The sequence below is a fragment of the Agrobacterium vitis genome, from assembly GCF_014926405.1.
GTDB classification, from domain to species: domain Bacteria; phylum Pseudomonadota; class Alphaproteobacteria; order Rhizobiales; family Rhizobiaceae; genus Allorhizobium; species Allorhizobium vitis_H.
The window spans coordinates 2,711,233-2,729,494 of record NZ_JACXXJ020000005.1; the positions used below are offsets into that span (position 1 = coordinate 2,711,233).

Below are 18,262 nucleotides of genomic sequence, written 5' to 3' on the forward strand. Positions count from 1 at the left end.
TCTGGCGGATAGCCGAAACGGGCACTGTAAACTTATCGCCTTGAACGCACCATCTTGGCGTGAGGAATTAGTTCATGCGGCGTGAAGGCGCGCGATTTGGTGCCATGCTTGCATGGCAGCTGTTCGCAGTTCGCGATGGTGGACGGATGGAATATCGTGGCGGGGAATGTGAAAAAGGTTGGTGATCGGGTCATGGATGGAAACGAAACGCTGAAGATGTCGTGTTGACTTGAAGCGCTTCATGATCCTCTCCCGTCGTCGGACGGGCTGATGCGAGTTTTCTGCCCGATTGTTCAATCCTTTGTGAGAACGATGCTCAATGCCGTGCATGACCTCCCGCTTTGCTGCACCATAGGATCGTAGTTTGTCGGTAATCATCACACGCGGCGCACGGCCTTGGGCTTTCAGGAGCTTGCGCATCAAACGTTTGGCCGCTTTGGCATTGCGGCGGCTTTGCACCAACACGTCGAGAACAAAGCCGTCCTGATCAACGGCGCGCCAAAGCCAGTGTTTCTTGCCACCGATCGTGATGACAACCTCATCAAGATGCCATTTATCCCCGAGCCTGCCGGCAGATCGCTTCCGGATATCGTTGGCAAAGTGTCTGCCGAATTTCTCAGCCCAGAGCCGCACGGTTTGATGAGAGACGATGACGCCACGCGCTGCCAGCAGATCCTCGACCATCCGCAGGCTAAGCGGAAACCGGAAATAGAGCCAAACAAGCATGGGCAATCACATCGGCTGGAAATCGGTGGCGACGATAAAGTGGATCACGGCTACATCTGGTCATGCAGCCAGATTCCTCATTTTAATCGATGTCCGGTTAACGTTATGATGCCTCGCATTGGCATTCATGGCGATGACGTAGAAAGCGCGGTACTGGTCAGAGGTGAACCGGTAGAATTTGGCACCGGATTCTCATCCGCGCTGCATTGAGTGATTCAAGAAGGTCAGCAAAGCCTGCATCGTTTTCACCGCGACCATTTCGTGCGGTCCGTCACTGGACAACACCGTCACGTCGGCCAAAGCGTAAGTTGGGTAACGGTCATCTATCAATTGGCGGAGAGTACCTTCGGGATTAGGAGTTTGCAGAAGCGGTCGGTTGGAGCAGCGACGCAGACGACGGACCAAAATGTCAAAATCGGCCTTCAGCCATACTGAGACCGCATGTTCCGCGATCCGTGCGCGGGTATCCGAATTCATAAAGGCACCGCCGCCGATCGCCACTACTTTCGCCCCTTCGTGCAAGAGACGCGCCAGTACCCTTTGCTTGCCTTCACGAAAATAGGACTCGCCATGCTGGGCAAAAATTTCCGGTATCGTCATACGGTGCGCCGCTTCAATCTCGACGTCGGTGTCAGCAAAATCAAGCCCTAGCCGCGCCGCGAGTAGTCGGCCGACCGACGTCTTGCCCGAGCCCATCATGCCGATGAGCACAACGCAGCGCCCGTTGAGAGCGGCGAGGAGAGCCTTTTCCGGCTGAGAATTGAAAGACAAGTTTAAAATACTCCGTTACGAAATTCTAATAGTATATAAAATCTATTGATTTGATTTGTAAAAATTATATTCCCGTATAAAGGGAAACATGATCAAACGGAGGTCGCCGTGCGGCAAGGCTTGAGAAGTCTTGTGATGGGGCTGCCCGGTGCGGGTAAAACCACGTTCTCCCGAGAACTTGCACCTCGGCATCGTCAACTTAACGGAATGTGGAATTCGATGTGCGAATGACGGGCCATGACAGATCGTGATCCAGTTTATCGCCGCCATCGATTTCCAGCCGAGGTGATTGCCCATGCCGCTTGGCTCTATTTTTCCGGTTTCCGCTGAGCCTGCGTATGGTCGAGGATCTGCTGGCAGCGCGTGGGGTCATCGTCTCTCATCAAACCGTGAGGCTCTGGGCGGAGAAGTTCGGGGTTGCGTCGCAAATTTTCTGTTCACCTGATGGCGTCATAGGTGTCATCTGATTTCCAGATTACAGACCGAGCTTTGCGGGTATGATCAGTTTCAAAGGCATCGTAACGTTAATCGGACATCGATCAAAATATGGGATCTGGCTGCATGACCAGATCCAGCCATGATCCCCTTTATCGTCGCCACCGATTTCCCGCCGAGGTGATTGCCCATGCAGTTTGGCTGTATTTCCGGTTTCCGCTGAGCCTGCGGATGGTCGAGGATCTGCTGGCAGCGCGTGGCATCATCGTCTCTCATCAAACCGTGCGGCTCTGGGCGGAGAAATTCGGTAGACATTTTGCCAACGATATCCGCAAGCGATCTGCCGGCAGGCTCGGGGACAAATGGCATCTCGATGAGGTTGTCATCACCATCGGTGGAAGGAAACACTGGCTTTGGCGCGCCGTTGATCAGGATGGCTTTGTTCTCGACGTGCTGGTGCAAAGCCGCCGCAATACCAAGGCGGTAAAACGTTTGATGCGCAAGCTCCTGAAAGCCCAAGGCCGCGCCCCGCGTGTGATGATTACCGACAAGCTTCGGTCCTACGGTGCGGCAAAGCGGAAGGTCATGCCCGGCGTTGAGCATCGTTCTCACAAGGGATTGAACAATCGGGCGGAAAACTCGCATCAGCCCGTCCGACGACGCGAGAAGATCATGAAGCGCTTCAAGTCAGCACGACATCTTCAGCGTTTCGTTTCCATCCATGACCCCATCGCCAACCTCTTTAACGTTCCCCGACACGATATCCCATCCGCCCACCATCGCGAACTGCGAACCGAAGCCATGCAAGCATGGCACCAAATCGCGCGCCTTCACGCCGCATGAACTAATTCCTCATGCCCAGATGTTGCGTTCAAGGCGATAAGTTTACAGTGCCCTCCAAATCGCACCGCAGCAACACGAACAGTCATACCGTCACTCAACGCTGCTGCAATACGCATGCGCAAATCAAGAGAAAGTGGATGCACCATCATTGCTGGCCTCCAATCCAGCAATGAGTTTGAATCGTAAATTCAATCAAAAAGGAATCCGAATACAATTCAAATTAGCGCTGACAGACTGTAGGTCCGGCGTTTATAATTGTTCGGGCGTCAGGCAAGAACCCCTAGTCCGTGCTTTTGGACAACGGAGAGCAGCTTGAGCGCCATGCCGCTCGGTCGTTTGGCACCGGTTTCCCACTTCTCGACCGTGCTTTCGCTTGTGTTGAGGTAGCGGGCGAACACCGGTTGACTGACGTTGTTCGCCTCGCGGAGCTGCTTGATCTGAGCCGGCTCAATCTCGCTCAGCATGACCAGGTGACGCGCGTCGAAGTCGCGCATCGTCGCCTTGTCGAGCGCCCCGACCTTGTGCAGCATCGCCGCAGACGAATGGATCGCCTCAGAAATATCGCTCTTGAACCTACGTTTTGTCGCCATGACATATCTCCATCAGGTCTTTGTCCTCCAAAAGCTGGGCGACCTGCTTTTCGCTCAGTACCGCGTAGCTTTTGGCGAGGGCTCGGAAGTCCTCTAATTCATGGTCTTCGATATTGGCCCTGTCTTTCTTTGCAAACAGGTATTCGTAAATCCAATATCGACCGCCCTTCGCTAGAATTATGCTCCGGTGCATATTCTTATTCAGTCGTTTCTTGAAAACTCCGCCACCCAGATCATCAGCTTAGCCTTTGACGACTTCCTGAATCGTTTCGCATAGGTCTTTATCTTTGATGCGAGCTTTGCGTGCCGCCTTGGCAAACCAAGCGGTTTTGAAAGCCCGCACAGTTTCCTCGACATCGGCCATACCGCTATGTAGCACTGGGTGCTATTCAAATCAAGATGTCGGATGGTTCTTAAGCTTCTCGGCCGTTCGCCAGTTTACGGGGCCTACTGCCGAGAACTGGCACCTCAAGCGGCCGCCACGTTGAGTCGAATACTGTGGCAAAAACTGCTTTTAATGTAATTTATTTGTCGTATCGTAGCGGATTATGATGTTTCATTGATTGTGGCAGATTCGCTGCGTCGATCACTGAACGTACCTGTCCTGTGGTCCGGCCAAGTTAATGGCCAAGGTTTTCGATGTAGCCGGGACGTGTGATGACGATGGTGAGAGAAGCTGCAAATTTCCAGCCAGTAGGCTATCGATGGAGACTGAACGATGTTGTCACGTTAAGTTGCCCCGTTCGAGAAAGGCCGACGGCTCGAAATTTTAAGCGATGCAGGCAGCAATTTTCCATGCATCAAACGCTTCGAGGCGATGGTAGCGAATTGTTTGTGCGGCGCGGCGGCGGGAGGGAACAAAAAAGCAATTGCGGGTGGCTGAGTGCATGGCAACGAACCGTTGCAACGCTCCTGGCGATCGGTGGCCCTGCATGGTTCGTTCTCGTTTTCGAAACGGCAGATGGCTGTTCTCGGCCCGATTGTTGAGCCCCTTGTGCGACCAACGGTTAAGGCCGGGAGCCACATCCGCCTTTGCCGTACCGTAGGAGCGCAGCTTATCAGTGATGATCCGCTTGGGAACAAAGCCATAGCGCTTCATCGACGCCACGAGCAGGCGCTTGGCCGCCCTTTTGTCACGCCGCTTCTGTACTATTTCTTCGAGAACGGTGCCATGCTGATCGACTGCGCGCCAGAGCCAGAACTTCTCTCCAGCGCACTTCACAACAACCTCGTCCAGATGCCAAACATCGCCGGGGCGGGCCTGCCGTCTGAGCAAGTTGCGGGCGATATGGGGTCCGAACTTGGCGATCCAACGGCGGATCGGCTCATATGAAAGATCTATCCCACGCTCGAGTAGCATTTCCTCAACTTCACGAAGGCTCAGGTTGAACCGCATGTAAAGCCAAACCGCGTGAGAAACGATCTGCGGCGCAAAACGGTGACGCTTGAAACTGATATCGGGTGTCTGCATCGCCGAAATTTACGCCAACCCAAAACGTAGGCAACTGCAAGCCAGTTAACGTGACAACACCCTGCCAGGCCATGCGGCCCCTGGCCTCGATTTCGGTGATATGATGGTCTCGCGCCGATGGATCAAGCGTCGATTGCGGGCTAGCAACGGCAGTCTTGGGAGGAGGAATAATGACCTCGATAACCTCACCAAGGCGTGTCGATAGAAGGTGGCGGGTTGGCGATCCGTCATAGGCAGCATCAGCGATAAACCTGGCAACCGGGCTGCCAATCTGGTCAAGAAGACCAGCCAAGGCTGTGGGATCACCGACATCATCTGTGGTCAGTTCGGAGCAGATGATCTCGCCACTGACAAGATCAAGCCCAATGTGGAGCTTTCGCCATCTTCTGCATTTGCCTTTGATTTTGTACTTGTTTTCCAGCCATTCGCCCTCACCGAAAATCTTCAGTCCGGTGCTGTCCACCACCAGATGAACCGGCCCCGATGGCCTGGTTGTGGGCATTCTTGAGGGCAATACTAGCCCCTTGCCTCGGCGTGACAAGGTGGAGAAATCTGGCACGGCAATGTCAACGCCCATCAGTTTCACGATACTGCGCATCATGTCTTGGGTTTGACGTAAAGGCTGATCGTAAACCACATGTAAGCTCAGGCACATCGTAATCGCCAGATCTGAATATTTCGGCTGGCCGCCTCGAGATGTCCGGCGCGGCGCTGACCATTGAGATTGCGCATCAACGCTTATCCAGACCGTCAAATCACCGCGCTGACGAAGGCTTTCATTATAAACCGCCCAGTTTGTAACCTTAAACTTCTGCTTGGGTATCTTGTGCCGACGGTCTTCATTGTGCTTATGCGGCATCAGAAATATCCTGAGACCCAAAATGGTCGCCTGATATCAGTAACCTAGGAACTGATGTAACAACGCCGAGATGGGGGATCGAGAACTTCTTTGCCAAGCTCAAACAGTGGCGGCGCATCGTCACGCGATATGACAAACTCGCCGCCAACTTTCTCGGGTTCATTAAGCTCGCCAGCATAATGCTATTGATTAAATGATTAATTTGTCACTACAGCCTAGATTCTTTTGTTTTCGTTTGTCTGATCAGAAAAACCGGGCTCCACTTTTCCCTGACAAACTCTAAATAATAAAGCTTCGAATGACGCTCCCATTTTTCGGACTGACGCTATCAATGAGATCAGATTAAAAAAAGGATGTCGTCATCAAGCCAAGACTTATTCAGCAGCAGCCACGTGCGGCAGGGCTGGGCGCAGCGAGTGTGGTGGGCCTTCCACCTCCGCTGTGCGAACAACCGAGTCGATTTGAGAAACGCGGGTGGAAAAGGCCTGAAGGTTTGGCCAGACACTCAGATCAAATCCAAGCCGACGAGCCCAGGTTGTCATCACATACAGGTATGCATCCGGCGCGGATAGGTTGTCTCCAAGCAGGAAGCGGCGTCCCTCAAGCCACTGATCAACATAGGCAAGGCGTGGTGAGACAAACACCCGTGTATCGGCCTGTCCTTCCTCTGTCTTGGAAAGGAAGTTCGCGGCAACGCCGCCGTGGCGCTCACGGGTAATAAAATTCTTGTGAATTTCAGCTGCAATGAAATTCAGCCATTCCATCTGCCTTTCGCGCTGTCTTTCACCGGGCCGCGCCAGCAAACCCTTTTCGGGAACCTGGTCGGCGATGTGGGTGAGAATGACATTGCCCTCTGTCAGAATATCACCATCGTCCAAGCGCATGGCGGGAACGTAGGATTTTGGATTGATCAGGTTGTAATCTCCTCCTGACCATTGCTTTGTCATGAGATCCACCCTTTCTGCTTTAAAGGGCAATCCAGATTCGTGAAGCAGGATATGGGCAGCCATTGAACTGGCACCGGCGGCATAAAACAAGGTCAACATAGTGATCACTCCAATCGCGGTCTGGTCATATCAATTCTGTTCTATTTTTGCCTCTGCAGGCGGTTTTAGAAATTGAGTGAATCGGCAAGCGAAACGTGCAAGAATGCACCAATGTTGGATTGGCAAGACCTTCGATATTTCCTCGCTGTCGCGCAGCACGGTTCTCTGACGGCCGCTGCCCGGGTGTTGGGTGTTGACCATGCCACGGCTGGCAGACGCATCGCGCATCTTGAAGCAACCACGGGGCTGAAGCTGATTGACCGTTTGCCACGTGCGACGCGTCTGACCGTGCATGGTCAATCTCTGGCTGAGGCCGCTAAGGCGATGGAGCGCGGCGCAGAGGGGGTTCATCGCCATTTGCGCGGCAAAAGCACGGGTCTGTCGGGAAGTGTGGTGGTCAGTGCGCTGCCAGTGATCAGCGCCTTTGTGATCGCACCCAGCCTGTCACAGCTGCGATTAAACCATCCCGATCTTCAAGTCGTCCTCTTGGCAAGCTCATCGGTTGCCTCCCTCGAAAAGGGGGAGGCTGATTTGTCTCTCGGCTTTGTCAGGCCACGGGCTGAAGGCCGTATCGTGCGCGAGATGGGACTTTTGCCGCTCGCTCTTTATGCGGCAAGCTCTCTTGCTGATATGGCCATCGAGAACCAAAGTTTTATTGGCTTTGAACAGAGCTTTGGCCATATTGAGCAGCAACGTTGGCTTGAAGACGTTGCCGGGTCGCGGCCTTTTGCGCTGCGAACAAACGACGTCGTGACGCAGCATCAGGCAGCCCGTGCGGGTCTGGGCCTGGCACTTCTGCCATGTTTGTTGGGAGATGCAGATGAGGGACTTGTCAGAGTGGCGGTGGGTCGAGCAACACCCTCTCGCCAGCTCTGGTTGTCCGTGCACGCAGATATCCGAAAATCACCGGCGGTGCGTGCCGTAATGGATCATTTGATCGAAACTTTCAAATAGAGTTTGTCAGGGAAGAGTGGAATCCGGTTTTCCCGAAAAGACAAACGAAAACAAGACTAGAGCATGTCGCGCAAAAGTGTGCAGCGGTTTTGCGGTAACGACATGCGTAAAAACAAAAACTTAAAGCGTGTTGCTTGAGGTTGATAAGCCGCAACACGCTTTAGCTAGAGTCTGTCTGGTTCAATCAGAACCTGACAGACTCTAGAAGTGGAAGAGGCCCCGTGTAAAAACCGTGCGGGGCTAATTTGGTTTCTGTACCACGAACTCCTGGGAAATTTTCTCGATAAGTCGTTCCAGGATTGGGCGCCCTTTGGGTTGTGGGCAGACGAACTCGACCTGAAATGTGGAGAAATGCCCGCTGAGTGGATGGATAAGGACCTGTTTCTCATGCGCGGAGCCCAGCACTGCTGACAGTGGTACGAGCGCAATCCCCATACCGCGCACCACGCTGGACATCAGGATGCTGAAAGATCCGCATTCTGAAATACGGGCTGGCTGGAAGCCCCCCTCCATGAAAAGCATGGCGAGATGCCGAGTACAGGCGCTTTCCTTTTTGCAGACGAGAAAAATCTCGTTGGCGATCTGGTTGACGAGATCAATCCGCGGATAGTTTAACGATGAAATCAACACCATTGCCTCTCCATAAAGCGGGATACGTATGCACTCAGGCGGGGCAAACCCGGCGCCGACAATGGCGGCATGAATGCGCCCTTCGCGAAGACTTTCCACAAGTGAAAGAGCACCATCTACATAAACATCCACACCCATGCCGTCGAAGCCGGACAGCAATCTGACCAGCGAGTCGATGCAATCGGGCGAAATTGTTTCGATCGTTCCAAGCCGAACAATTTCGCCTGTATTTGGTGACATCACTTCGCCTTTGGCTTCCTGGGCAAGAGCCAGAATTCGCGTGGCGTAATCATAGAGTATCTGGCCTCTTGCTGTCGTTCGTACGCCGCCTCTGTCCCTGCTCAACAATTCGACGCCAAGCTCTGTCTCCAATTGCTTGATACGCAGTGAGACACTCGATTGAACACGCCCAAGCTGGAAGGCGGCTTGAGTGATACTGCCGGTTTGTACTGCAAAAACAAAAGCCTTCAACTCTAAAAGATCCATAGTTGGTTCTCCATAATCGAGCTTAGTGGTCAGCGACGACAGCACAGTCCTTGCACAAAGGACACTGTGCGCCAATCAAGGCATAAAGGCTCACCTGAACTCAGTGCAAAGCGTCGGCAAACCTGCTGCTGCAATACTTGAGAGCCAGGATCAATGAAGCCATCGGTGCTGCCGATGATGCCATCGGAATTAATCATTAGCGCAACATCGCAGTGCAGCATAGACTGTATTTCAATCAAAACGCGATTTTCACGATCACGAAATTGATAGTTATTGCCACGTTAATTTTATTTTAATTTTTAAATAAAAATAAAATTATAAAATAATACAATAAATCAAAATATAAAAAATGGAGAGAGCGATGATCACAGAATATTTCGATACATCCATTACCATAGATGCGCTTGACATATCAAAAGTTGATAAATTATTGACGAGATTTGAATCTGAACTTCATAGCGATAGAAGTTCATCGCCGATTGCCGCTTATGCAAGAACGTTACGCGGACTTCGAAAGGAGGTTCAGTCTGTTCAGACCAACAAGGACGAAATTGAGTTTGGACATACCTTTAAAGAGAGATTGTTGTCTTTGGCCAAGGAGCTGCAGCTGCCAGATGATCATTTCTCTATCGACGTTTCCGGTGAGCCACTTTTGGTGCGCGAAGAGCGCGGTGAGCACCTGATCTCACCGACGCATTTCGAGAATGGCGCTTACTTCAGCCATCCGCATGCCGATCACCAACTCGATTGGCGGGCGGATGAATTGCCTCGCATAAAAATTGGCCAATATGTTCGATTTGGTCGCAATGCCTCGGTGAATGCCGGTGGGGACGTGACCATCGGGAATGGAGCCTGGTTGTCGCCTGGCAGCCAGTTGCTGCGTCAGGATCATGACCCGTATGGCCGTCCGTCCGTTGGCTCAAGAACCGTTGCCATGACCAAGCTGCCGCCGATTACGCTGGAAGAATATGCCTGGGTTGGGCGCGAAACACTGATTGGCTGGGGAGCAGATTATCTTGGCAAAGCCAGCGTCTGCGCCACGCGCGCCTTTGTCAACACATGGGTAGGCGATTATTCTATCACTGGTGACCGTGGGCGCATCATCCAATATATGCCTTTCAAGGCGTATGCACTTGAGTACAGTGACACGTCATTGCGCGATGTTTTGCGTATCACGGATTGGTCAGCCATCAACACGGCCTGGCTCGAAACATATCGCTCTTCACCAGCAGATGCTCAGACTGTGGCAGAACTTCCCGCCGATATTCTGCGCAAAGGCGCAAGCGTTCTGGTGATCGCTCCGAGCGGGCTCAATGTTGTCTCGGCTTTCAAACACCAGAAAATCGATATTATTGATGGCAGCCGTAAAATGAGCCCTTATATTCTGCAATGGGCGCAGGATAACGGTAAATATGACGTGAGGTTCAGGGCTGACCTTAATACCAGGACACTGCCATTCCCAACAGGTGGCGACGTGCATTATCGCCGGACGATTGGCTATGACACGGTTGTTTGCTGCCTTGGCATCGATGAATTGTCCGTCGGCTTCCTGAATGAAATCAAGCGGGTGCTTCGGACATCCGGCAAGTTGATTGCTCCGACCTCTTTGGTGGATCATATTTCTCAAGCCGGCGCCGATGAGCATGGTTTTTCTCTGACGCCCGATAGCGATCTGACCTTGGCGGGTGAGGCCTATACGATTTTTGCCAGAACTAAATCGTAAAATCGCCTTGTCTCACGACGTGCTGCCGGTTGGCCGTCATCTCGGCAGGCTCTCTCGTATTCGCTGAAAATATTTAACGAACCAGTCTCAGCGTGTCAGACATGGCACGCTCAGGCTGCCGTTCAGTTGGGGAAAAACCATGGCAACGCTGAGTGATTTTAATAGGGACGGTAAACGATATGTGGCCCTGAATGGCGTGGGCGATGATCAAGACCAGAGCATTCTGTTTGATCATGTCAGCAGCTATGATCTGATCCGTAGCTTTGTCGATGCGAATTGTAACTGGAGCCGTGTGCTCGAAAGTCGAAAAAACCAGTGGAAGCCATCGATTTTGCCTGAGGCCGATGGACTGGTTTACAATCCGCCCGGAAAGCCAGAGGACATCCGAAATTGTACCGTCAGTGCCTTTGGCAATACCCATAAAACCATCAATAATTCACTATCCTCTCAAAAAGACGTGGACTGGTTCTACAAGGGAAATGGAACAACAGTGATTGGCACAGACCATCCGCTGATCTCCAACCTTAACTCGTATGGGTGTGGAATCGAAATTGAATATGCAGCCGTCTTCATGATCAACGCAGCGGGCGATCCGATTTATATCGGCTACACGATCGCCAATGATTTCTCCGACGCCGAGATGCGGCGGCGAATGCCCAGCCTGGCCAATCTTTCCAAGCTCGCGGCCACCTCTTTCGGGCGTTTTTTGTTTCTTGCCCCGATCCCGACAAAGACCGAGATTGCCTGCACCATTTTGCGTGATGGCAAGCCTGCATGGCGTGTCAATGGCCAACTCGGTTCTGAGGCCATGAAATACAGCTTCTCCTATCTGAATGAGCTGCTTTTTCAAAATCAGAGCATTAAAGGGGATGCCTATACCATTCACTACATGCTTTTGGGAGCATCGATCAGCAGCAACAAGGCTGAGTTTGATATGAAACATTCCGATATCATCCTCGTCCATGATGAGGACAATAATGTCATTTTGAGAAATGAATATATCGATGAAGCGATCGTTTGCGCCTGCTGTTGAGCCGCATCCTCCTTCTGTTTGGCTGTTTTTTGCAAACATATATGAAGTGGGTGCGAATCGGGACGCGTACCCGGTCCGCACAAAGCACCAGATCCAGTTAGCCGAGGCAATGCTCCAGCCAGGCACTCACGTCATGCAATTCGGCTTCTGTAATGGTGTGGCCGATAGGATAAGTATGAGACGTGATTGTATATCCTAAGGCCTCCATTCGGGTTTGAGCTGTTTTGATTTGTCGCAAAGGTGTGACCTTGTCGATCGCCCCATGCCCCAAAAAGACGGGCGTTGCGAGCGATGCCTGCGAATGTTCGTCGCCAAGGCTTGCGCTAAGAGGTAGCCAACCAGATAGGGCGGCGATACCCGCCAGCCGATGTCTGAAGCGCAGTCCTGTCAGCAAGGAGAGAGCACCGCCTTGAGAAAAGCCTGCAATCACAATCCGTTCCGGGGCAATACCGCTTTTGATTTCTGCTTCGATCAGCGCTTTAAAATACTCGGCTGCGGTCCGCAAACCGGCTTCGTCCTCGCGTGCGACAAAATCCTGATCAAGAAGGTCAAACCAGGCCGACATGGTTTGCCCTTGGCAGATCGAGACTGGTTGCTTGGGCGCATTGGGCAAGACAAACCGGACAGGCCCAACACGTCCGAGATTGAGGCGTTGGATGACAGGTAAGAAGGTGTTCCCGTCCGTTCCAAGGCCATGAATAAAGAGAATGGTAGCGTTCGGCACTTGGCCTGTTTCCACTATAATAGGCGCTACAGGCCGCAAGAGCGATGCCGTCATTTCAAGATTTCCTCATCGAGACCGCTGAGACGTGATCATGCCACATATTCAGCCGGAGGTTGACTAGTACGATGGTATGAGTATTATCGTATTAAATGTTTGACAAGGAGGTTCATCGTGCAACTTGAAATTTGGTCCGACTACGCATGCCCTTATTGCTACATTGGCAAGCGCTTCCTTGATCAAGCGCTGGCTGAGTTCGAACATGCCAAAGATGTCCAAATCACGTTCAAAGCATTCGAACTTGACCCAACCGCAAGCCCGGTTGTGGTCAATACCACCCAGCAGCGCATCGAATATAAATACCGCAAGAGCCCAGAGGCGGCACGCGATATGATCCAGCAGATCATGATGCTGGGCAAGCGTGTCGGGCTGGACATGCGCTATGACACGGTTCGCTATACCAATACATTCGACGCCCACCGACTGGCAAAATTCGCTGAGAGCAAAGGGCTTGCCGATACCATGTCGGAGCGGTTGTTTCTTGCTTATTTCGTCGAGAACCGTGAACTTGCCAATCATGCCGTGCTGGCGGAAATCGCCGTTGAACTTGGCCTTGATTATGATGAAACCAAGGCCATGCTTCAGTCCGATGTTTTTGCCGAGCAATCGCGTGCAGATGAAGCGCAGGCCCATGGCATGGGTATTCACGGTGTGCCCTTTTTTGTCTTTGATGAAGGGCTTGGGCTTTCTGGCGCACAACCAAAGGCCAGCCTACTCCAGGCTTTGAAAACAACCTGGAGCAAAGCCCACTCTGCCGAGACAGACCGTGCACCGGTTTGTGGAGAAGAAGGGTGCTCGGTTCCTTTGGCGGGTTGAAAATAACAGCGGTCAAGTCCAACGCTGTTTTTACCGCATTGGACTCAGAAGTTGGAACCACTTTTCCCTGACAAACTCTAGGATATGTGGACTCTTAGGAGTCCCAAACATCTAGATATGCGATTCAAGACTGTCTTTTGGAGGCCGTCATGGGTGTTCTGGAGCGTTTGATTCTTCGAGACAACCAATGGGATCGGATTTCCCGACACATCATCGGTGATGCTCGCACCCGCGGCTCGTCCGGGCGGGATAATCGCATGTTCGTGGAAGCGGTACTTTGGATCGCATGCACAGGCTCACCCTGGCGTGACCTACCGGAGGTCTTCGGCGATTGGAACAGTGTCTTTCGGCGCTTCAGCCGCTGGAGCCAAAAGCGCGTCTGGTGGCGGGTTTTCGAAGCGATGTCCGATGACCGTGATTTCGAGTACCTGATCATCGATAGCACCATCATCCGCGCTCACCAGCACGCATCTGGCGCAAAAAAGGGGCTGAAGATCGGCCCTTGGCCGTTCTCGCGGCGGCCTAAGCACCAAAATTCATATGGCTGTGCGTGGTCATGGATGCCCCGTGCGCTTCATTCTCACAGCAGGCCAGAAAGGTGATGCACCACAGGCCGACGCTCTGGTTGAAGAGCTTCCCGCCGAGGTCGTCATGGCGGATACCGCCTACGACAGTGACCGACTGCGCAAAACTATCGCCGAGAAGGGAGCTAAAGCCGTCATTCCAAACACCCCCGCTCGCGCAAAGAAATATCCACTCGACAAGCAACTCTACGCGCAGCGCCATCTGGTCGAGTGTTGCTTTTCAAAGCTCAAACAATTTCGGCGTATTGCCACCAGATACCAGAAAACGGCCCGGAACTATCGAGCCATGGTCGCTCTCGCAGCGACAATATTGTGGCTTAAATAACTGTTCACAATTCCTAGGGTCTGTCTGGTTCAATCGGAGCATGACAGACCCCAGCACCAGGCTTTTATTTCGTAATTCCATAAACCTCAAAAATTTTAAACAACAAGTCATAAATACAAGGTTTTGTAGAACGATCTCTTCAACAAAAATAATGCTCGGCCCGGTGGTCAATCCTAATCTCTACGCCGGACCCTTTTCGCGCGCCATTGTTGGACATGGTTCGTTTTGGAGCGGTGAAAGAATGGCATCCAACAGTCCGGGAAAGCGTGCGTTAAGATCGTCTCGTCGCAGCGATAGACGATATTCCCTGCCAATATGCTGCTGCCATACAACACCGCTTTCGCGCAAAATGCGAAAATGATGCGTCATCGTTGATTTGCTGATTTGGGGAAGAATACCACAACACGGGTGCTCACCAACTTCAGCAATCACCTTAATCGCAGCCAGACGCACCGGGCTGCCAAGTGCTGTGAGAACGCTGTCCAGGCGAATCTCTTCTCTTTTTGGATGGTAAGTCTTCATAATCGACATAATACGAGAACAATCGTATCATGTCGAGATGTGCATATTGTAAATAGGGCATCGTAACGTTAACCGGACATCGATCAAAATGAGGAATCTGGCTGCATGACCAGATGTAGCCGTGATCCTCTTTATCGTCGCCACCGATTTCCAGCGGAAGTGATTGCCCATGCAGTTTGGCTGTATTTCCGGTTTCCGCTGAGCCTGCGGATGGTCGAGGATCTGCTGGCAGTGCGTGGCATCATCGTCTCTCATCAAACCGTTGCAGTTCTGGGCTGAGAAATTCGGCAGACACTTTGCCAATGATATCCGCAAGCGATCTGCCGGCAGGCTCGGGGACAAATGGCATCTCGATGAGGTTGTCATCATCATCGGTGGAAGGAAACACTGGCTTTGGCGCGCCGTTGATCAGGATGGCTTTGTTCTCGACGTGCTGGTGCAAAGCCGCCGCAATGCCAAGGCGGCAAAACGTTTGATGCGCAAGCTCCTGAAAGCCCAAGGCCGTGCGCCGCGTGTGATGATTAACGACAAACTACGATCCTATGGTGCAGCAAAGCGGGAGGTCATGCCCGGCATTGAGCATCGTTCTCACAAAGGATTGAACAATCGGGCAGAAAACTCGGCATCAGCCCGTCCGACGACGCGAGAAGATCATGAAGCGCTTCAAGTCAGCACGACATCTTCAGCGTTTCGTTTCCATCCATGACCCCATCGCCAACCTCTTTAACGTTCCGACACGATATCCCATCCGCCCACCATCGCGAACTGCGAACCGAAGCCATGCAAGCATGGCACCAAATCGCACGCCTTCACGCCGCATGAACTAATTCCTCACGCCAAGATGGTGCGTTCAAGGCGATAAGTTTACAGTGCCGTCGCAAAATATCCGCTGCACGTGCTGAACAGCGCAAGTGACACACCCTGACACGAGTGACACAATTATTCTGTAAGTTATTGATTTTACTGGAGCGGGTGAAGGGAATCGAACCCTCGTATTCAGCTTGGGAAGCTGCTGCTCTACCATTGAGCTACACCCGCCTGATGCCCGAGAGTTCCTACACTTGGGCGTTGATGTCAAGCATGAAAGCGCAGATCAGGCTGCGCGAAAATGCTTGGAGAGCTTCAGTCCCTGGGCCTGGTAATTGGAGCCGAGGCCTGTGCCGTAGAGACCCTGGGGATGTTCAAGCATATGTTCATAGACCAGGCGGCCGATGATCTGGCCGTGTTCGAGAATATAGGGTACTTCGTGGCTGCGCACTTCCAGCACAGCGCGGCTGCCAGTGCCGCCGGCCCCGGCATGGCCGAAGCCCGGATCGAAAAAGCCAGCATAATGAACGCGGAACTCCCCGACCAGCGGATCGTAAGGGGTCATTTCCGCCGCATAGAGCGGCGGTACATGGACGGCCTCGCGTGAGACGAGAATGTAGAACTCGTCGGGATCGAGGATTAATTCGTCCCGGCCACGGCTGTAGAGCGGTTCCCAGAAGTCCAGCACATCATGGGCAGCCTTGCGGTCGACGTCGATCACCGCCGTATGATGCTTGCCGCGATAGCCGACCAGCCCGTCCGGTCCTGTCCCCTTCAGGTCGATGGACAGCGCGATGCCGCCACCCGAGACATTGGGCGTCTCGCTGGCCACCAGCGTCTCAGCCTTGTGCAGATCCAGAAGTTCCCCATCGTTCAGCAGGGCGTGGCCGATCCGGAAGCGGATCTGCGACAGGCGAGAGCCGCGCCGCACGATGATGGGAAACGTCCGCGGACTGATTTCCAGATAAAGCTGGCCCTTGTAGCCTGCCGGAATCTTGTCGAATTCCTGCGCGTAATCGACCATCACCCGCGTAAAGATGTCGAGGCGGCCGGTCGAGCTTTTCGGATTGGTGGAGGCCGATAGATCCGCCGGCAAATCCAGGCTCTCCATCAGCGGCACGATATAGACACAGCCGGTTTCAAGGACAGCGCCATGCTCCAGATCGATCTCATGCAGGGTCAACCGTTGCAGCTTGTCCGCCACCGTGCTGTTGGGGCCCGGCATAAAGCTGGCGCGCACCCTGAGCGCTTTGGAGCCCAACCTCAGATCAAGACTCGCCGGCTGGATCTGGTCGTGATCGAGCATGGTTTCGCTCAAAAGCGAGGCCGAGCCGAACAATTCGCCTATGGCGCGATCCGCCAATATGCCCGCATTCCGTGTCATTATGTCTTCCTTGCAGCGCCGACGCCGAACAAAGCGCGCAACATGCCGCAGCCCCGTCAAACACCGGCATATAGTATATGACAAAACCAAACTCCGGGAATTGACGCAAGCAAAAGAACGGCGTAAGCAAATCTTATCCCGTGGTGATTTGGCCGGTCGGCTTGCAGCCACGTTAAACAATTGGCTAAAAAGATCGGACACGTGCAAACCGGTCCGTATTTCGCGACCGGTTTTTTTGTGTTCGAAAGGCTTATACAGCATGGCAAACAACTGGCGCCCAGCAACCAAACTCGTTCATGGCGGCACGCTGCGTTCACCTTATGGCGAAACATCCGAAGCCATCTATCTCACCCAGGGCTTCGTCTACGACAGCTCGGAAGCGGCAGAAGCCCGTTTCAAGGGCGAGACCGAAGGCTATATTTACGCCCGCTACGGCAGCCCGACCAATGACATGTTCGAAAAGCGCATGTGCCTGCTGGAAGGTGCCGAAGAGGGCCGCGCCATGGCTTCCGGCATGGCCGCCGTCGCGGCCTCCATTCTCTGCCAGGTTCAGGCTGGCGATCATATTGTCGCTGCCCGCGCCCTGTTCGGCTCCTGCCGCTGGGTGATCGAGACCTTGGCACCCAAATATGGCGTGGATTTCACCCTGGTCGATGGCCGCGACCTGAAAAATTGGGAAGACGCCATCCGCCCGAATACCAAGGTGTTTTTCCTGGAAAGCCCCACCAATCCTACCCTGGAAGTGGTGGATATTGCTGGCGTCGCCAAGCTCGCCAACCAGGTCGGCGCGACCGTTGTGGTTGACAATGTCTTCGCCACCCCGCTCTTTCAAAACCCGCTGGAACTTGGTGCCCATGTCGTTGTCTATTCGGCAACCAAGCATATCGACGGCCAGGGCCGATGCCTGGGCGGTATCGTGCTATCGTCCAAGCAATGGATCGAGGAAAAGCTCCAGGATTACTTCCGCCATACCGGTCCGGCCATGTCCCCCTTCAATGCCTGGACCCTATTGAAAGGCGTCGAAACCCTGCCGCTGCGCGTCAAGCAGCAGACGGAAAATGCCGGTCGTATCGCCGATTTTCTGGCTGACAACAGCAAGATTGCCCGCGTCATCTATCCAGGCCGCGCCGACCATCCGCAGGCCGACATCGTCGCCAAGCAGATGAAGGGCGGCTCCACGCTGGTTGCTTTCGAAATGAAGGGCGGCAAGGCGGCGGCTTTTGCCCTGCAGAATGCTCTGCAAGTGGTAAAGATCTCCAACAATCTCGGTGACGCCAAGAGCCTGATCACTCACCCAGCCACCACCACCCACAAGAACCTGACGGACGAAGCCCGTGCGACGCTTGGCATGTCTGGCGGCACATTGCGCCTGTCCTGCGGCATTGAAGACGCCGAAGACCTGGTAGAGGACTTCGCTCAGGCGCTGGCTGCCGTCTCCGCCTGATGGCCGCACATGCCAAGGACGGAAAGGCTTGA

At 53.3% G+C, this 18,262-nt stretch carries 17 protein-coding genes, 1 tRNA gene, 5 pseudogenes and 1 riboswitch; of the genes and pseudogenes, 10 read left to right on the forward strand and 13 right to left on the reverse strand.

The window, feature by feature from the left end:
- Window positions 1–72: 72 nt before the first annotated feature.
- Window positions 73–790, reverse strand: a pseudogene (locus IEI95_RS23870) (IS6 family transposase).
- Window positions 791–918: 128 nt separating this feature from the next.
- Complete coding sequence (locus tag IEI95_RS23875; protein WP_194417107.1) at window positions 919–1,497, reverse strand: shikimate kinase; 579 nt, start codon at window positions 1,495–1,497, stop codon at window positions 919–921.
- A 237-nt stretch (window positions 1,498–1,734) separates the two neighbouring features.
- On the opposite strand from IEI95_RS23875, the pseudogene IEI95_RS23880 reads away from it, so the two are divergent.
- Window positions 1,735–1,916: pseudogene (locus tag IEI95_RS23880) on the forward strand (IS6 family transposase); the annotation flags it as partial.
- Window positions 1,917–2,058: 142 nt separating this feature from the next.
- Window positions 2,059–2,775: an IS6 family transposase gene (locus IEI95_RS23885; RefSeq protein ID WP_194417108.1), complete on the forward strand. Its 717-nt coding sequence runs from the start codon at window positions 2,059–2,061 to the stop codon at window positions 2,773–2,775.
- Here the strand turns inward: IEI95_RS23885 and IEI95_RS23890 are convergent.
- The 5 genes and pseudogenes from IEI95_RS23890 to IEI95_RS23910 form a co-directional block, all read right to left on the reverse strand.
- Window positions 2,763–2,924, reverse strand: coding sequence for a hypothetical protein (locus IEI95_RS23890; RefSeq protein ID WP_194417109.1), 162 nt, complete (start codon window positions 2,922–2,924; stop codon window positions 2,763–2,765). The two genes, IEI95_RS23885 and IEI95_RS23890, sit on opposite strands and share 13 nt — an antisense overlap.
- A 117-nt stretch (window positions 2,925–3,041) precedes the next feature.
- Window positions 3,042–3,365, reverse strand: a complete 324-nt coding sequence (relB, locus tag IEI95_RS23895) for a type II toxin-antitoxin system RelB family anti-toxin transcriptional regulator (RefSeq protein ID WP_194417110.1) — start codon at window positions 3,363–3,365, stop codon at window positions 3,042–3,044.
- A pseudogene (locus IEI95_RS23900) lies at window positions 3,349–3,729 on the reverse strand (type II toxin-antitoxin system RelE/ParE family toxin). The gene relB and the pseudogene IEI95_RS23900 overlap by 17 nt, the downstream one beginning before the upstream one ends.
- A 405-nt stretch (window positions 3,730–4,134) precedes the next feature.
- Complete coding sequence (locus IEI95_RS23905) at window positions 4,135–4,836, reverse strand: IS6 family transposase (protein ID WP_194417111.1); 702 nt, start codon at window positions 4,834–4,836, stop codon at window positions 4,135–4,137.
- Window positions 4,736–5,695: an IS5 family transposase gene (locus tag IEI95_RS23910; RefSeq protein WP_234934262.1), complete on the reverse strand. Its 960-nt coding sequence runs from the start codon at window positions 5,693–5,695 to the stop codon at window positions 4,736–4,738. The genes IEI95_RS23905 and IEI95_RS23910 overlap by 101 nt, the downstream gene beginning before the upstream one ends.
- A 68-nt stretch (window positions 5,696–5,763) precedes the next feature.
- Here IEI95_RS23910 and IEI95_RS23915 point away from each other — a divergent pair.
- Window positions 5,764–5,892, forward strand: a pseudogene (locus IEI95_RS23915) (transposase); the annotation flags it as partial.
- Window positions 5,893–6,069: 177 nt separating this feature from the next.
- Here IEI95_RS23915 and IEI95_RS23920 read toward each other — a convergent pair.
- A complete protein-coding gene (locus tag IEI95_RS23920) occupies window positions 6,070–6,741 on the reverse strand; it encodes a glutathione binding-like protein (RefSeq protein WP_156620457.1) in 672 nt (223 codons plus the stop codon).
- 72 nt (window positions 6,742–6,813) lie between these two features.
- Here IEI95_RS23920 and IEI95_RS23925 point away from each other — a divergent pair, with 72 nt between their 5' ends.
- Window positions 6,814–7,695, forward strand: a complete 882-nt coding sequence (locus tag IEI95_RS23925) for a LysR family transcriptional regulator (RefSeq protein WP_234934263.1) — start codon at window positions 6,814–6,816, stop codon at window positions 7,693–7,695.
- Window positions 7,696–7,935: 240 nt separating this feature from the next.
- Here the strand turns inward: IEI95_RS23925 and IEI95_RS23930 are convergent, their stop codons facing one another.
- Window positions 7,936–8,811, reverse strand: a complete 876-nt coding sequence (locus tag IEI95_RS23930) for a LysR family transcriptional regulator (RefSeq protein WP_194417112.1) — start codon at window positions 8,809–8,811, stop codon at window positions 7,936–7,938.
- Between the two features lie 361 nt (window positions 8,812–9,172).
- On the opposite strand from IEI95_RS23930, the gene IEI95_RS23935 reads away from it, so the two are divergent.
- Complete coding sequence (locus tag IEI95_RS23935) at window positions 9,173–10,534, forward strand: hypothetical protein (RefSeq protein ID WP_194417113.1); 1,362 nt, start codon at window positions 9,173–9,175, stop codon at window positions 10,532–10,534.
- 139 nt (window positions 10,535–10,673) lie between these two features.
- Window positions 10,674–11,567: a hypothetical protein gene (locus IEI95_RS23940; RefSeq protein ID WP_194417114.1), complete on the forward strand. Its 894-nt coding sequence runs from the start codon at window positions 10,674–10,676 to the stop codon at window positions 11,565–11,567.
- Between the two features lie 97 nt (window positions 11,568–11,664).
- On the opposite strand, the gene IEI95_RS23945 is transcribed toward IEI95_RS23940, so the two are convergent.
- A complete protein-coding gene (locus IEI95_RS23945) occupies window positions 11,665–12,345 on the reverse strand; it encodes an alpha/beta hydrolase (protein ID WP_194417115.1) in 681 nt (226 codons plus the stop codon).
- Between the two features lie 117 nt (window positions 12,346–12,462).
- Between IEI95_RS23945 and IEI95_RS23950 the strand changes: the two genes are divergently transcribed.
- Both IEI95_RS23950 and IEI95_RS23955 read left to right on the forward strand, forming a co-directional pair.
- On the forward strand, window positions 12,463–13,164 hold the full coding sequence (locus tag IEI95_RS23950) for a DsbA family oxidoreductase (protein ID WP_194417116.1): 702 nt from the start codon (window positions 12,463–12,465) through the stop codon (window positions 13,162–13,164).
- 149 nt (window positions 13,165–13,313) lie between these two features.
- Window positions 13,314–14,073, forward strand: a protein-coding gene (locus IEI95_RS23955) for an IS5 family transposase (protein WP_194417117.1) whose coding sequence is annotated in 2 segments (ribosomal slippage) — window positions 13,314–13,660 and window positions 13,659–14,073 — 762 coding nt in all. Because the reading frame shifts where the segments join, the coding sequence is not laid out codon by codon here.
- A gap of 180 nt (window positions 14,074–14,253) precedes the next feature.
- Here the strand turns inward: IEI95_RS23955 and IEI95_RS23960 are convergent.
- Window positions 14,254–14,604, reverse strand: coding sequence for an ArsR/SmtB family transcription factor (locus IEI95_RS23960; RefSeq protein ID WP_015914818.1), 351 nt, complete (start codon window positions 14,602–14,604; stop codon window positions 14,254–14,256).
- A 96-nt stretch (window positions 14,605–14,700) separates the two neighbouring features.
- On the opposite strand from IEI95_RS23960, the pseudogene IEI95_RS23965 reads away from it, so the two are divergent.
- Window positions 14,701–15,417 (forward strand): annotated as a pseudogene (locus IEI95_RS23965) (IS6 family transposase).
- Between the two features lie 142 nt (window positions 15,418–15,559).
- Here IEI95_RS23965 and IEI95_RS23970 read toward each other — a convergent pair.
- Both IEI95_RS23970 and IEI95_RS23975 read right to left on the reverse strand, forming a co-directional pair.
- A tRNA-Gly gene (locus IEI95_RS23970) sits at window positions 15,560–15,633 on the reverse strand.
- A gap of 55 nt (window positions 15,634–15,688) precedes the next feature.
- Window positions 15,689–16,786, reverse strand: a complete 1,098-nt coding sequence (locus tag IEI95_RS23975; RefSeq protein WP_156531379.1) for a 2'-deoxycytidine 5'-triphosphate deaminase — start codon at window positions 16,784–16,786, stop codon at window positions 15,689–15,691.
- 130 nt (window positions 16,787–16,916) lie between these two features.
- Window positions 16,917–16,995: riboswitch (SAM riboswitch) on the forward strand.
- Between the two features lie 50 nt (window positions 16,996–17,045).
- Here IEI95_RS23975 and IEI95_RS23980 point away from each other — a divergent pair.
- On the forward strand, window positions 17,046–18,230 hold the full coding sequence (locus tag IEI95_RS23980) for an O-succinylhomoserine sulfhydrylase (RefSeq protein ID WP_156531378.1): 1,185 nt from the start codon (window positions 17,046–17,048) through the stop codon (window positions 18,228–18,230).
- Window positions 18,231–18,262 lie beyond the last annotated feature (32 nt).